Below are 13,546 nucleotides of genomic sequence, written 5' to 3'. Positions count from 1 at the left end.
CCTTTGGAGAAGGGTGATAATAATTTGCGCGAATGGGCGATAGGATCTTTTCATAACTAAGGAATATGACAACCGCGCGCCGTTGTCAATTCGCCGTCATCAATCCCTGTTCTCGCACAAACTCGGTGAATAAACTCACTTTCTGCTGCACATGCCGGCGCGTCGGGTAAACCGCGAAGACCTGATGCGCTTCGGCAATCTGTTCAGGGAACAGCCGCACCAGCCTGCCGGCGGCGATTTCGGGATCCGCCACGAACGACGGCAGCGAACCGATGCCCAGTCCCGCCACCAGCATGTCCCGCAGCATCAGGCTGTTGTTGGCGATCAACCGGGGAGTGAACGTCACGCTCAGGCTCTCCTCGCCGGCGGTGAACTGCAACTGCCCCGGCCTTTCCGCCAGGGAATAGGCCAGACAGCTGTGACGCGGCAAGTCATTCGGCGTTTGCGGCACGCCGTGCTGTGCCAAATAGTCGGGCGCGGCGCAAATTCGCTGGTGCACTTCACCCAGTGCCCGGGCGCTGAGGGAAGAATCCGGCAGCCGTCGGCGAATGCGCAAGGAAATATCGAAACCGGCCGCCACCACGTCCAATACCCTGTCGTCCAGCGTCAGTTCCACCTGCAGCTGCGGGTAGCGTTGCATAAACGGCGGCAGCAGCGGCGACAGCACCGTGAGGCCGAACGAGAGCGGTGCATTGACCCGCAGCGTGCCGGAGACCTGCTGCGCGCTGGCGGCAACCGTCTGCTCCAGCGCGTCGAACTCGCCGAGCAACCGGCAGGCTTCCTGGTAATAGAGCTGCCCGGCTTCGGTCAGGCTCATGCTGCGGGTGGTGCGCACCAGCAACAATGTCCCCAACCGGTTCTCCAACTGCTTAATCTGCTTGCTCAACGCCGCCGGCGTGATCGCCAAATCCTCCGCCGCCTTATAAAAACTGTTGCGCTCAACCACGCGGCGAAAGGCGCGCATCGTCAGTAGCACGTCCACATTATGTCCTATTGGTTAATTATAAATTCAATAAAACACAGATTATTAACCGCAACAACCTCAGTAGACTTTATTCAACCGCTTCCCTGAATGGGAAGTGAATTTAATTCACTGATAATCATGGAGTTAATAATGAAAAAGACCCTGTTCGCCCTGATGCTCGGCCTGAGCGCCGCCACCGCCCCCGTCGCCGCACTGGCGCAATCCCCCGCCGCCGACAGCCGCCAGGCGGGTTATGTGCAGCCGCTGACCGCCGAGAACAGTCTGCTGCTGCTGGTCGATCTGCAGGACATGTTCGGCATGACCATTTCCTCTATCGACCAAACCAATCTGGTGAATAACGCCGCCGGTATCGCCAAGGCCGCCAAGGTGTTTAACGTGCCGACCATTCTGGCCTCGGCCAACGCCAAAAGCTTCGCCGGGCCGGTATTCCAGCCGGTGACGCAGGCACGCCCGGACCTGCAGGTGTACGATCGCACCGCCATCAACGTCTGGCAGGATCGGCGCGTGGTGGATCTGATCAAACAATCCGGCCGCAAGAAAATCATCATCGGCGGGCTGTGGACCGCCAGCTGCGTGATGCTGCCGGCGCTGTCCGCCCTGGGCGAGGGATATGAGGTTTATATTCTGTCGGACGTCACCGGCGACATTACGCCAGACAGCCAAAACAACGCCATGCAGCGCCTGATACAGGCGGGCGCCACGCCCATCAACTGGGTGGCGTTGATGCTGGAATGGCAGCAGGACTGGAGCCGCAAAGCCACGGCGGGAGGCGTATTGCAGATCGCCCGCGACCACGGCGCTGCCTGGGGGATGGGCGCCAGCTACGCCGGGGCGATGAAGGTGGGCAGCGAAGCGAAATAACGGGCGAAGAAAGCCCGCCGGCGGCGGGCTTTCTTCAGGTGCGGTGATAGCCACGGCTATCCTGCGGCGCCTGGTCGCGTCTCTCCAGCCCGTAGTCCCGCACCACCTCCGCCACCCGCAGCCGATACTGCGCCAGCACCTCGCCACGGCCGCGCGCCTGCGCCGCCCGGTGCTGCTCGAGATTGCGCCACTGCTGCACCGCCGCCTCGTCGCGCCAGAAGGAGAGCGACAGCAGGCGCGCAGGATCGGCCAGGCTTTGAAAACGCTCGATGGAAATGAATCCATCGATCTGCGCCAGCAGCGGCTTCAGCTCCACCGCCAGCGCCAGATAGGTATCACGCTGCCCGTCTGCGGCCTGCAGTTCAAAAATCACGGCGATCATTATCGTTTCCTCTCAACGGTAAAACTCAGGTACGCGCGCATTGTAGGAATGGCGCCACCGCACCGATTCCAACGCCCGCTCATCAATATTCAGCGAACACAGATGCGCCACGCCGCAGCGCGCGATAATCCTCGCCCAGCGTTCGCCCGGGCAGCGGTGTGCCCCTGCGCCGAAGGCCAGTTCGCCGTCGGCGCCGAGCAACAGCAAGACGGTCTGCCCCACGCGCAGCGTACAACCGGCAAGCTGCGTCTCGCGTAAGACGAAACGGCGCGTGTTTTGGATAGGTGGCGTCAGCGCCCGCACCCGATCCAGCGCGGTGTCCACTTCGCCGTTCTGTCGTGCCAGCAAATACGCCTGCCCGAGCCAGCCCGCCGTCGCCTCACAGGCCTGAAACAGCAGGCCGAGTGCATTGGCCGACACAAGCCGGGCGTCGCCGATCTCCCGCACCAGGGCCTGGCGCAGCACGCCATTCCCCGTCCCCAGCCGGGCACAGAGCCGCTGCGCCGCCGCAATGCTGCGTGCCGCCGGGCGCGATACAGCGGACAAAATCCAGGCTGTCGTCGATAAGATGTTGCCACTGCGCTTCGGGCACGCCCAACAGTGCGCCGAGGGTGCAGACCGGCAACCCGTAGTTAAAGCGGGTGATCGCCGCCGCCTCGGGGGCCTTTGGCGCTAACCGCGCCGCACAGTGTGCCGCGGTTTGCTGAATCAGAGTATCGTCGCAGGAAGCTAACGCCCGCTGCAGCGCCGCCTTAAGCGTGCGATGCTCCTCGCCGTCGCGCATTCGCGCCAGCCCGGCGAACAGCGGCGCCATCGGCGTCTCCAGCAAGGCCGTCGGCACCGGCTCATCGGCCGGCCGCACGCCGAGATCGGCATTGAGCAGCGCTTCCCTCACCCACTGCGGCGTAGCGGCCACCCAACATTGCCATGCGCTATCCCAGCTCAGGGGCGGCAAGGCGCGATAGTGCATCTGCGGCTCGGCGGCGAGCGCGGCGGCATAAGGACATACGGACATGGTTTTCTCCCTCGGTACCAGATGGCGATAACCACAGGCTAGCGCTGGACGCGCAGTCATACTTCGCCTAACCTCGAAGTATGCATAACATCGACATAGAAGATCGTTTAGCGGCGCTGAGCGCCGCCATCGCCGACCGCACCCGGGCACGCATGCTGTGCCTGTTGATGGATGGGCGCGCCTACACCGCCACCGAGCTCAGCGCGGCGGTCGAGGTCGCCCCGTCCACCGCCAGCGCGCATCTGGCGAAACTGCTGGAGCAGCGGCTGATCGCCTGCGTCAAACAGGGGCGCTACCGCTATTTTCGGCTGGCCGGTCAGCCGGTGGCCGAAGCGCTGGAAGGCCTGATGGCGCTGGCGGGCGTACCGCGCCCGTCGGTGAAAAGCAGCACGCCCACCACGCTGCAATATGCCCGCACCTGCTACGACCACATGGCGGGCGAGGTGGCGGTGAAGCTGCACGATCGGCTGCATGCGCTGAACTGGCTGAACGGTGAGGAAGACTACCGGTTAAGCGACGTCGGTCAGGCCGCGCTGGCGCGGCTGGGCGTCGATTGCTCCCCCGCCCCCAGCCGCCGCCGCTTCGCCTGCGGCTGCCTGGACTGGAGCGAACGCCGCTCTCACCTCGGTGGCGCACTGGGCGCCGCGCTGTTGGCCGCCTTTATTCAACGCGGCTGGATCGTCCGCCGGCTCGACAGCCGCGAGCTGCAGCTAACCCCCGCCGGCAAAAAAGCGCTGGCCGCACATTTTGAGCTCACGGTGTAACCCGGCGGCGGGGTAGTTTTACTGCAATACTCAAGGGGTACGTTTAAGCGACCCCGCCAACCCGAGGAGTTTCCATGCTCGATTCCACCCAATTCCCGATCGTCAAACGCTGGCCGGCTCAGCATCCGGAACGGCTGCAGCTCTATTCCCTGCCGACGCCGAACGGCGTCAAAGTGTCCATCATGCTGGAAGAGATTGGCCTGCCTTATGAAGCGCACCTGATCGACATCGGCAACAACGAAACCTGGACGCCGGAATTTCTGGCGCTGAACCCGAATGGCAAGATCCCGGCGATCATCGATCCCGATGGCCCCGGCGGCCGGCCGCTGCCGCTGTTCGAATCCGGCGCCATTCTGCTCTACCTGGCGGAAAAGAGCGGCCGTTTCCTGCCGCAGGATCCGGCGCAGCGTTATGAAACCATTAAGTGGGTGTTCTTCCAGATGGCCGCCGTCGGCCCGATGTTCGGCCAGCTTGGTTTCTTCCACAAGTTCGCCGGGCGCGAGTATGAAGACAAACGGCCGCTGGAGCGTTACAAGAACGAATCGAAACGCCTGCTCGGCGTACTGGAAACGCGCCTGGAAGGCCGCGACTGGATCATGGGCGCGGACTACACCATCGCCGATATCTCGCTGCTGGGCTGGGTGCGCAACCTGATCGGCTTTTATGAGGCGCGCGAGCTGGTGGCGTTCGACAGTTTCCCGCGCGTCGCGCAGTGGCTGGAGCGCGGTCTGGCGCGGCCGGCGGTGCAGCGTGGGCTGGCTATCCCGGCGCGCGCGGCCTGACGCCAAACGGGGTGGCCGCCGGGCCATCCCGTCTTTCGCTGTCATAAAATTGTCATCCCTCTGCTCTACTCTCCTTACGTAACAATTTGATGTTATTTACATTGTTGTATTACGACAAGGAGCTTACCCCATGCAACCTGCTGTATCCCTGATCGCCGGCGCCGTGCTGTCCGCCCTGCTCTGTTCCTCCGCCATCGCGGCGGAAACTTCAGCCAATGCCGATGGCCTGACCGAGCGCGCCGCGCGCGGCACCCTCACCGAGCCGGGCGGCGCCCGCCGTCTGGCCGGCGATCAGACCGCTGCGCTGAAGGCGTCGCTGTCGGACAAAACGGTGAAAAACGTGATCCTGCTGATCGGCGACGGCATGGGGGATTCCGAGATCACCGCCGCGCGTAACTACGCCGAAGGCGCAGGCGGTTACTTCAAGGGCATCGACGCTCTGCCGCTGACCGGGCAATACACCCACTACTCGCTGGACAAGAAAACCCACAAACCGGATTACGTAACCGACTCCGCCGCCTCCGCCACCGCCTGGGCCACCGGGGTGAAAACCTATAACGGCGCGCTCGGCGTGGACGTGAACGGCAAAGACCAGCCAACGCTGCTGGAGATCGCCAAAGCGGCCGGCAAGGCCACCGGCAACGTCTCCACCGCCGAACTGCAGGACGCCACGCCGGCGGCGCTGGTGTCGCACGTCACCTCGCGCAAATGCTACGGCCCGGAGGAAACCAGCGAGAAATGCGCCGCTAACGCGCTGGAAAACGGCGGCCGCGGCTCCATCACCGAACAGCTGCTGAAAACCCGCGCCGACGTCACGCTGGGCGGCGGCGCGAAGTCCTTCAACCAACTGGCGAAAAGCGGCGAATGGCAAGGAAAATCGCTGAAGGACCAGGCGGCAGCGCAGGGGTATCAGTGGGTGAGCAACGCGGATGAACTGCAGGCCGTTACCCTGGCCAATCAGCAAAAACCGCTGCTAGGCCTGTTCGCCGACGGCAACATGCCGGTGCGCTGGCTGGGGCCGAAAGCCAGCTATCACGGCAACCTCGACAAACCGGCGGTAACCTGCGAAAACAATCCGGCGCGCACCGCGGCCACACCAACGCTGGCGGCGATGACCGAAAAAGCGATCGCGCTGCTGAAAGACAACCCGAACGGTTTCTTCCTGCAGGTAGAGGGCGCGTCGATCGATAAGCAGGATCACGCCGCCAACCCGTGCGGGCAGATTGGTGAAACCGTCGATCTGGACGAGGCGGTGCAAAAAGCGCTGGCCTTCGCCCGCGCCGACGGCAACACGCTGGTTATCGTCACCGCCGACCACGCACACTCCAGCCAGATCGTCGCCGCCGACGCCAAAGCGCCGGGCCTGACCCAGACACTGACCACCAAAGACGGCGCGCCGATGACCCTCAGCTACGGCAACTCGGAAGAGGAATCGCAAGGGCACACCGGCACCCAGCTGCGCGTCGCGGCCTATGGCCCGCACGCCGCCAACGTGGTGGGGTTGACCGATCAGACCGATCTGTTCTTCACCATGCGCGATGCGATGGGCATCAAGTAACCGCCTTGTGAATCCTGGCCGCCCGCAACGGCGGCCATTTATTATTGGTTACCGATAGGTATTTGCCATTTAACCGCAATTATTGTGTGATAACGAAATAACGTTTAATTGCGCGACAATTAACCCCTGGAAATAACGCGGTTATATGGCCTTTCTTCCCTCTCTGTTTATTCCTGCGACAACAACCGACCGATTTTTGCTTATATTCATTTTTTTTAGTTACAAAAGTAGTTTTTAACATTCTCGCAAACAATAATACCCCGCCAGTAACGTGAACCGATCAATTTGCATCCGGACGGCCTGCAATAGTTCACTTTTCGTTAAATACCCTATTAACAAAAAGGCATTATCGCTGCCTATCGGCTCACGCCGGGCGGTCGGCTTCATTATTTTCCAGGGTAACTCCCGCTAAATTCTTTCACCTGCAATGAGTAGAATTTACACACAAGAGATTTAATTCAATGAGAAAATTACTCGTCCTGATTTTCAGTCTCAGCCTGTTTAGCGTTACGCAGCAGGCAGCGGCTGAAGAGAAGAATAAAACCGTCGACGTGGTGTTGATCGGCGGCGGCATCATGAGTGCCACCTTGGGTACCTATCTGCATGAGCTGGAGCCGACCTGGACCATCGACATGTACGAGCGCATGAACGGCGTGGCGGAAGAGAGCTCCAACGGCTGGAACAACGCCGGTACCGGCCACTCCGCCTTCAGCGAAATGAACTACACGCCGGAAAAAGCCGATGGCACCATTGACATCAGCAAGGCGGTGAAGGTCAACGAGTCTTTCGAAATATCCCGCCAGTTCTGGTCTTATCAGGTGAAGAACGCTGTCCTGAAAGATCCGAAATCCTTCATTAACAGCGTGCCACACATGAGCTTCGTGTGGGGTGACGACAACGTCAACTTCCTGCGTAAACGCTACGCGGCGCTGCAGCACAGCACCCTGTTCCGCGGCATGGAATACTCCGAAGATCCTGCGCAAATCAAACAGTGGGCGCCGCTGGTGATGAACGGCCGCGATCCGGCGCAGAAAATCGCCGCGACCCGCATGCCGCTGGGTACCGACGTTAACTTCGGCGTGATCACCCACCAGTTGGTTGACGCGCTGAGCACCAGCGACAAGTTCAAGCTGAACCTGAGCCACGAAGTGCGCGACATCAAGCGCAACGCCGACCAGACCTGGAGCGTGACCGTTGCCGATCTGAACCGCGACGGTAAAGAAACCACCGTTAACGCCAAGTTCGTGTTCATCGGCGCCGGCGGCGCGTCCCTGACCCTGCTGCAGAAATCCGGCATCCCAGAAGCCGACGGCTACGGCGGCTTCCCGGTCGGCGGCCAGTTCCTGGTCACCACCAACCCGGCGATCGCCAACCAGCACCTGGCCAAAGTGTATGGCCTGGCCAGCGTAGGTTCGCCGCCGATGTCCGTGCCGCACCTGGATACCCGCATGCTGGACGGCAAGCGCGTGCTGCTGTTCGGGCCGTTCGCCACCTTCTCCAGCAAGTTCCTGAAGAACGGTTCGCTGTTCGATCTGATGCACTCGCTGAGCACCTCGAACCTGATGCCGATGACCCACGTTGGTCTGGATAACTTCGATCTGGTGAAATACCTGGTCGGCCAGCTGATGATGAACGACGACGATCGCTTCGCCGCGTTGAAAGAGTACTTCCCGGACGCCAAGCAGGAAGACTGGAAGCTGTGGACCGCAGGCCAACGCGTACAGATCATCAAGAAAGACGCGGATAAAGGCGGCGTGCTGCAGTTCGGCACCGAAGTCGTCAGCTCTGAAGACGGCAGCATCGCCGCTCTGCTGGGCGCTTCGCCGGGCGCTTCCACCGCTGCGCCAATCATGCTGCACCTGATGGAAACCGTGTTCAAAGACAAAGTGGCGACGCCGGAATGGCAGAGCAAGCTGAAAGAGATCATCCCGTCCTACGGCCACAAGCTGAACGGCGATATCGAGATGACCAACAAGATCCGCGGCTACACCAGCAGCGTACTGGGTCTGAACTACATTGAAGTGAAGCCGGAAACTAACTGATTTTCCACTCGTTTCCTGCTAAAAAGGCCGCTTTATGCGGCCTTTCTTTTATCCCCCTGCGATTCAAAGAGCATTTTTGGTCACCTTTTTACCCCCGGTTTACCCTTGCGTAACGGCGCACTCACGCCTATTATCAAAGCATATTCTTGGATAATTAAGCTAAGTCACTGTGACCTGAATGTCGTTTTTGCGGGAGAACTAAAACCATGGATCGCGTCAATATCATTCACGATTTACTAGACTGGATTGAAACTCATCTGGACCAGCCGCTGCTGCTGGATAACGTCGCCGCCAAGTCGGGCTACTCCAAATGGCACCTGCAGCGCATGTTCCGCAGCACCACCGGCCACGCGCTCGGCAGCTATATCCGCGAGCGGCGTCTTTCGCAGGCGGCGCAGGCGCTGCGTTCCAGCCCACGCCCGATCCTGGATATCGCCCTGCAATACCATTTCGACTCTCAGCCTTCGTTCTCACGCGCCTTCAAGAAACAGTTTGGCAAAACCCCGGCGGTCTATCGCCGCACCACCCGCTGGGACGTCGCGGAATGGCCGGCGCAGCCGGTAGAGGCGGAGGCCGAACCGCGCCACGATGCCCCTACGCTGCCTCGTTGGTATGCGGGCAAGCCGCCGGAGGGCGTCTGCACCAGTTGGATGGGGCTGCGTTAAGCGATAACGCAAAAAAGCCAATGGATAAACCCCATTGGCTTTTTCGTCGGAACGCGACTTAGTTGTACTCGATGGTAAAGGTGGCGGTCGACTTGATATTGCCGCCTTTAATCGTCGAACCGGTACGATAGTAGCGTGCCTTCAGCGGCAGCGTTAACGTATTGGCCTGGTTGGGAATGGTACGTCCGGCATTGACCGCATCGCCATTCTTGATCGGCTGGGTCGTATTGCCGGTCAACAGCTGGACGGCAACACCGGATGCTGTGTTGGCGCCAGGCTCGGATTTGATCACCCCAGGTGCATTGGAAGCATCCTGCGTATAGTCAAAACGCACATTGACGATCCCTTGTCCCGCACTGCCTGGCAACAGATCCTCGCCAACGCCGCCAACGCAATTGATATTGATATCAAATGCTTTTTCACCCTGTGTTGAACCTACGCCGCCAAACGAAGCTGCAGTGACGGTATCCAGATTAACCACCTTGTTCTTGGAACCGCTGTCCACGTTGCAAGTAGACGTCACGATCGTCAGGCTGTTGGCGTCGACGATCGATTCCAGCATCGGCAACCCCTGACCGGAACCATCCATATAGTAAGTCGTGTACTTGCCTGGGACCAGTTGGCCAGTGCCGGTTTGCGCGGCGGTTTTCACAATGTCGATCTTAAAGTAACCGCCATTCAGGTTGACGGTTGTATTACCCCGTAATGCCAACGTGTGGGGATAATAAGTACTTATTGTCCCCGCTTCACGGTATAAACGAATCCCGATACCTGGAATATTGGTGCTCCAGACATTGCTGAAGCTGGTCCGGCTGCCCTGGAGGATCTGCCCAATCGCGCTACCGCCGTTATAACAACGACCATAACCGGAGACCGGGTTAATCGCGAACTGACCGGTGACCAAGGTGTCTCCAACCTGGCTGCTTGGCGTAACCAGCACGCGCCCAAGCTTCATGTTGATCACCTGCGCCTTGTAGCCATTATTAACGTAACAGGCGGCATAAGCGCTCTGGCCGCCCGCCATCAGCAGTCCGAGCAGCATCAGGCATTTCGCTGAAGCTTTATTCAGCGGTGGAACACGCGTAAACTTTATCATTTGCAACTCGCTTCAATAATTTCGTAGTCAGGATTATTGCTTTGCGCCTTGGCGCTATAGCTGACAGAGCACTGCTGCGTTGGCTGTGTGCCCCACTTAATCTGCAACAAACCTTTCTTAGCTTCGGTACGCAAGTAGATACGACTGCCCTGCCCAACAATGCCGACCACCTGATTACGGGTATCCAGCACTTCAGCACCAAACGGCAGCGCGTTGCCATCAGGGCCGAGCGCATGAATGATCAATGCCTGGCCTTTCGTTGTTTTGAATTCCAGCCGGGCAACCGCGCCGGCATATGGCGCAACCTGTTGGCTGCTACTTTCCAATTCAACATCGCGCGACATGCCGCTCGGATCGAGCGTTACGCTCGTCATGCGATATGGTGCAACATAAGGAACCACAGCATAACCGTTGTCATCGATACGAACGCCTGGCGAGTTGGTCACAATCGCGCCAGCGGCGTCTGGCGCTTCCACCAGCACCATAGTCTGTCCGCGTTGCGGTGTCAGCGTGACGCCGCCGCTATGGGCAACCACGCTGCCCGATGCGCCGATCGACGACTGACGATAATCTTTACCATAGCTGTAGGACCCGTTCATCGTGGCGAAACGGCTACGGTATTCACCGCTCACGCTGCTGTTGGTGCCGCCAGAGCGATCGTTGGCTAACGTAGCGCTATAGCTGATGTTGTTGTCTTCGCCGGTTGAACCGTTCATGCCCACACGGCTGCTGTCGTAACCGTTGTCGGTGTAGCCCAGTGAACTGTTCAGGCTCAGGGTTTGCGAACCGACGCTGAATGGAATCGACAGTGTCAGGTAATAGCGAGTCTCATCTCGGTTGTACATATCCGAAGTACGCATGGCGGAAAGGCCGTAGGTCACGCGACCATAATAGTTGTTATAGCCCACCTGGTACTGCTTGGTGCTCCCGCCACGGTTCCAGTAGTCACGTACCGAACCGGTGATGTACAAGGAACCGTAATTGTCGCCCAGCCCTTGGTTCAGCGTCAGCTGGTATTCGCTACGCTGGCGGTTAACCGCATCTGCGCTTAAACCCTTGCGCTCATTGTCACGGGAGTAGACGGCATCCTGCAAAGAGAGGTAGCCGGAAGTCGAATAGCGATAAGCGGCGATCGTGAAGTTGGTGTTGGTTTCGGTCATCAACTTGCTATAGCTGAGCTTATAGCTCTGGCCCGATTGGTCACCCTGCTTCAAGCGGGTATTGGACTGCGTGACGTCCAGCGCAAATGCGCCAACCGGTGTCGCGACCGCGCTGCCCACCAGCACTGCACCATAGCCATCGCTGACGATCCCGCCTGTGTATCCCGTAAGAATGTTGGTAAAACCGCGCTGATAAGTCGCCTGGAACATGTCGGGTTCCTTGCTTAAATTATCATCGCGTACTCGACCCGCAGTGATGGCATAACGCTGAATACCTGGACGAAGCATCTGCGCTACCGAAGCATAGGGTACGCTGAACTGGCGTTTGCTGCCGTCGGCCTCGTTAATGGTGACATTCAGATCGCCGCCGTAACCCGTAGGGTAGAGGTCGTTGATGATGAACTCGCCCGGAGCGACGGTAGTTTGGTAGATCAGCTGGTTATTCTGACGTACTTCCACCAGGGCGTTGCTTTGCGCGACGCCACGCACAACCGGCGCATACCCGTTCAATGAATCAGGCAGCATGCGATCGTCCGTGGCGATCTGCACGCCGCGAAAACCGATGGAGTTGAAGAAATCACCGCTGGTGTAACTGTCGCCCAACGTCAGCATACCGCGGATAGACGGCATTGCCCGCTGCGCATAAGTCGCGGTGTTTTGCCAATGGGTGCTGTCGTTAGAACGCCAGTTCACGTTGGAATCGTGACGCAGCTGCCAACCCGCCACGTTCAACCCGGCATTCAACGTTAAATATGCATTAGTTGAATCGGAGTTGCTGCCGTTGGCAGAGCTGTGGGTATTGAACGCATTGAAGTTATACGACAGGCTGCCCGCGGTAATACCGCGATCCCAGAAGCGCGGATCGACATAGCCGCGAGCGCTGCGGCGCAGCGCTGCCTGAGGGATGCTGATATCCATGCGCAGCGTACTTGTGTCCAAGCGGTAATAGGCTTCCGGCACCCATTGAGTCAGCGTTTTGCACGTCTCGGTATTAACGGCAGGATCCGTGCTCATTGTGGAGGTATCCACACCGAACTCATCCAACGACAGTAAGCTAAAACAGGTATCGGCGCTGTTTTTCCCCGGCACGTTTTTAAAGTCGATACTTTTTTTGCCTTTCCACTCGCCGTTCACATACACGTCGAGCGAATATTTTCCAGCCAAGATCGGGTTACCATCACGGAATCGTGAAAGATCCACGCCCTGCGCTTCCCCAATCAGGAAGCTGCTGTTAAAAGTCGCTTCAACCGGTGCCGCCGGCTTTTTGCTATCGGCCGCCCCCTCCGCCCAGGACGCCGCAGGAGCCGCCAGACAGAGCGCGCTACCGGTTAACAGCAGAATCGATTTATAATTGGACAGCGCCATTTTAACAGCTGCAGAGATAGGTAACTCTTTCATATCAAGCATTCCTTTACCAAATTAAGCTCGCCCTCTGAAATAAATTGCTCTGGGCCTGAGGCTCTGTTCCAAGAGTTACTTTTGCTTATTCTTAGTACGGGACACGCGTCCGCCAAAATCATTAATAGTGGTGTAGGCAATGTCAGCAATGCGCGCGCTGTCGCCGGAGAAGGACAATGTCTTTTCCTGTCCGGGAGCCAACATGTCGCCGTGCGGGGCCAACGGCACACGCTTTTGGTTTACGACGGCATTAATCTCGGTAAATGATACATAGTACGGCGTTGGGTTTTTCACGCTGACGCCCGCAGCGCTGAAGCGCCACTGCAGTTTTTCCGGCGCATCATTCGCTTCTCCCGCCAGACCGGTCGGCCGATACAGCAGTTTTACGCGGGTACGGAATGCCACCTGTAAAAAGTTTTCAGGTGCGCCATTGTTTGCCCCGGTTGGTGCTGGCGGGATCTCCAGAACGTTCAACCAGAACAAGGATTCTTTGTCTTGCGGCAAACTCGCCGTGGTCAATGAAACGCGCAGCGCTTGGCCGGTAGCCGGTTCAACACGGCTGATTGGCGGTGAAACGATAAATGGCGCTTTGCTGTTTTCTGGTGTGGTTTTTGCGTCGCCTTCATCAATCCAAGACTGAATAAGTGCCGGTGAAGCACCATTATTTGATAATTGGACGGTAACTTCCCGTTGCTTTCCCGGATAAATAATACGAGTACCGTTAATAATGACACTGGAAAAAACGCTGCTACTGAAAAGCATGGCGCTCAGCAATATGCTGTATTTTTTAAATGAGTTCTTCATTATCTTATCGCTACGGTAAGGGAAAACGGTGGGG

13 protein-coding genes are annotated in these 13,546 nt (G+C 58.7%); 6 read left to right on the top strand and 7 right to left on the bottom strand.

What is annotated here, in order from left to right; genetic code table 11:
- Positions 1-85: 85 nt before the first annotated feature.
- Entirely contained in the window at positions 86-982 is an 897-nt protein-coding gene (locus ACJ8HT_RS13365; protein WP_197652135.1) for a LysR substrate-binding domain-containing protein, read from the bottom strand.
- Between the two features lie 132 nt (positions 983-1,114).
- Between ACJ8HT_RS13365 and ACJ8HT_RS13360 the strand changes: the two genes are divergently transcribed.
- A complete protein-coding gene (locus tag ACJ8HT_RS13360) occupies positions 1,115-1,846 on the top strand; it encodes an isochorismatase family protein (protein WP_197652136.1) in 732 nt (243 codons plus the stop codon).
- 34 nt (positions 1,847-1,880) lie between these two features.
- Here ACJ8HT_RS13360 and ACJ8HT_RS13355 read toward each other — a convergent pair whose 3' ends face one another.
- Genes ACJ8HT_RS13355 through ACJ8HT_RS13345 form a run of 3 tightly spaced genes read right to left on the bottom strand, consistent with a single transcriptional unit; the run spans position 1,881 to position 3,243 of the window.
- The gene (locus tag ACJ8HT_RS13355; protein WP_197652137.1) at positions 1,881-2,228 is read right to left on the bottom strand and encodes an antibiotic biosynthesis monooxygenase family protein; all 348 of its coding nucleotides are present in this window, start codon (positions 2,226-2,228) and stop codon (positions 1,881-1,883) included.
- 12 nt (positions 2,229-2,240) lie between these two features.
- Positions 2,241-2,648 (bottom strand): hypothetical protein, encoded by a 408-nt coding sequence (locus ACJ8HT_RS13350; RefSeq protein ID WP_350429754.1) that lies wholly within the window; start codon positions 2,646-2,648, stop codon positions 2,241-2,243.
- Positions 2,608-3,243 carry a hypothetical protein gene (locus tag ACJ8HT_RS13345; protein WP_350429753.1) on the bottom strand — a complete coding sequence of 212 codons (636 nt, stop codon included), beginning with the start codon at positions 3,241-3,243 and terminating at the stop codon, positions 2,608-2,610. The genes ACJ8HT_RS13350 and ACJ8HT_RS13345 overlap by 41 nt, the downstream gene beginning before the upstream one ends.
- 80 nt (positions 3,244-3,323) lie before the next feature.
- Between ACJ8HT_RS13345 and ACJ8HT_RS13340 the strand changes: the two genes are divergently transcribed.
- The 5 genes from ACJ8HT_RS13340 to ACJ8HT_RS13320 all read left to right on the top strand — a co-directional run bounded on the left by ACJ8HT_RS13340 (position 3,324) and on the right by ACJ8HT_RS13320 (position 9,054).
- Positions 3,324-4,007: an ArsR/SmtB family transcription factor gene (locus ACJ8HT_RS13340; RefSeq protein WP_197652138.1), complete on the top strand. Its 684-nt coding sequence runs from the start codon at positions 3,324-3,326 to the stop codon at positions 4,005-4,007.
- 74 nt (positions 4,008-4,081) lie between these two features.
- Positions 4,082-4,789 (top strand): glutathione S-transferase N-terminal domain-containing protein, encoded by a 708-nt coding sequence (locus ACJ8HT_RS13335; RefSeq protein ID WP_197652139.1) that lies wholly within the window; start codon positions 4,082-4,084, stop codon positions 4,787-4,789.
- Positions 4,790-4,919: 130 nt separating this feature from the next.
- On the top strand, positions 4,920-6,347 hold the full coding sequence (gene phoA / locus ACJ8HT_RS13330) for an alkaline phosphatase (protein ID WP_033646822.1): 1,428 nt from the start codon (positions 4,920-4,922) through the stop codon (positions 6,345-6,347).
- Between the two features lie 461 nt (positions 6,348-6,808).
- Positions 6,809-8,389: a malate:quinone oxidoreductase gene (locus ACJ8HT_RS13325; RefSeq protein ID WP_047728189.1), complete on the top strand. Its 1,581-nt coding sequence runs from the start codon at positions 6,809-6,811 to the stop codon at positions 8,387-8,389.
- 206 nt (positions 8,390-8,595) lie between these two features.
- The gene (locus tag ACJ8HT_RS13320; protein WP_019454454.1) at positions 8,596-9,054 is read left to right on the top strand and encodes a helix-turn-helix domain-containing protein; all 459 of its coding nucleotides are present in this window, start codon (positions 8,596-8,598) and stop codon (positions 9,052-9,054) included.
- Positions 9,055-9,112: 58 nt separating this feature from the next.
- Here ACJ8HT_RS13320 and ACJ8HT_RS13315 read toward each other — a convergent pair whose 3' ends face one another.
- From ACJ8HT_RS13315 to ACJ8HT_RS13305, 3 genes are all read right to left on the bottom strand, one after another.
- Complete coding sequence (locus ACJ8HT_RS13315) at positions 9,113-10,150, bottom strand: fimbrial protein (RefSeq protein ID WP_047568552.1); 1,038 nt, start codon at positions 10,148-10,150, stop codon at positions 9,113-9,115.
- The gene (locus tag ACJ8HT_RS13310; RefSeq protein ID WP_195873594.1) at positions 10,147-12,708 is read right to left on the bottom strand and encodes a fimbria/pilus outer membrane usher protein; all 2,562 of its coding nucleotides are present in this window, start codon (positions 12,706-12,708) and stop codon (positions 10,147-10,149) included. The genes ACJ8HT_RS13315 and ACJ8HT_RS13310 overlap by 4 nt, the downstream gene beginning before the upstream one ends.
- 75 nt (positions 12,709-12,783) lie before the next feature.
- A complete protein-coding gene (locus ACJ8HT_RS13305; RefSeq protein WP_154870604.1) occupies positions 12,784-13,512 on the bottom strand; it encodes a fimbrial biogenesis chaperone in 729 nt (242 codons plus the stop codon).
- Positions 13,513-13,546: the final 34 nt, after the last annotated feature.

The sequence above is a fragment of the Serratia sp. CY44782 genome (genome assembly GCF_052168715.1).
GTDB classification, from domain to species: domain Bacteria; phylum Pseudomonadota; class Gammaproteobacteria; order Enterobacterales; family Enterobacteriaceae; genus Serratia; species Serratia nevei.
Note: the sequence above shows the minus strand (reverse complement) of the source record. Positions and strands in the feature narration are given on the sequence as shown.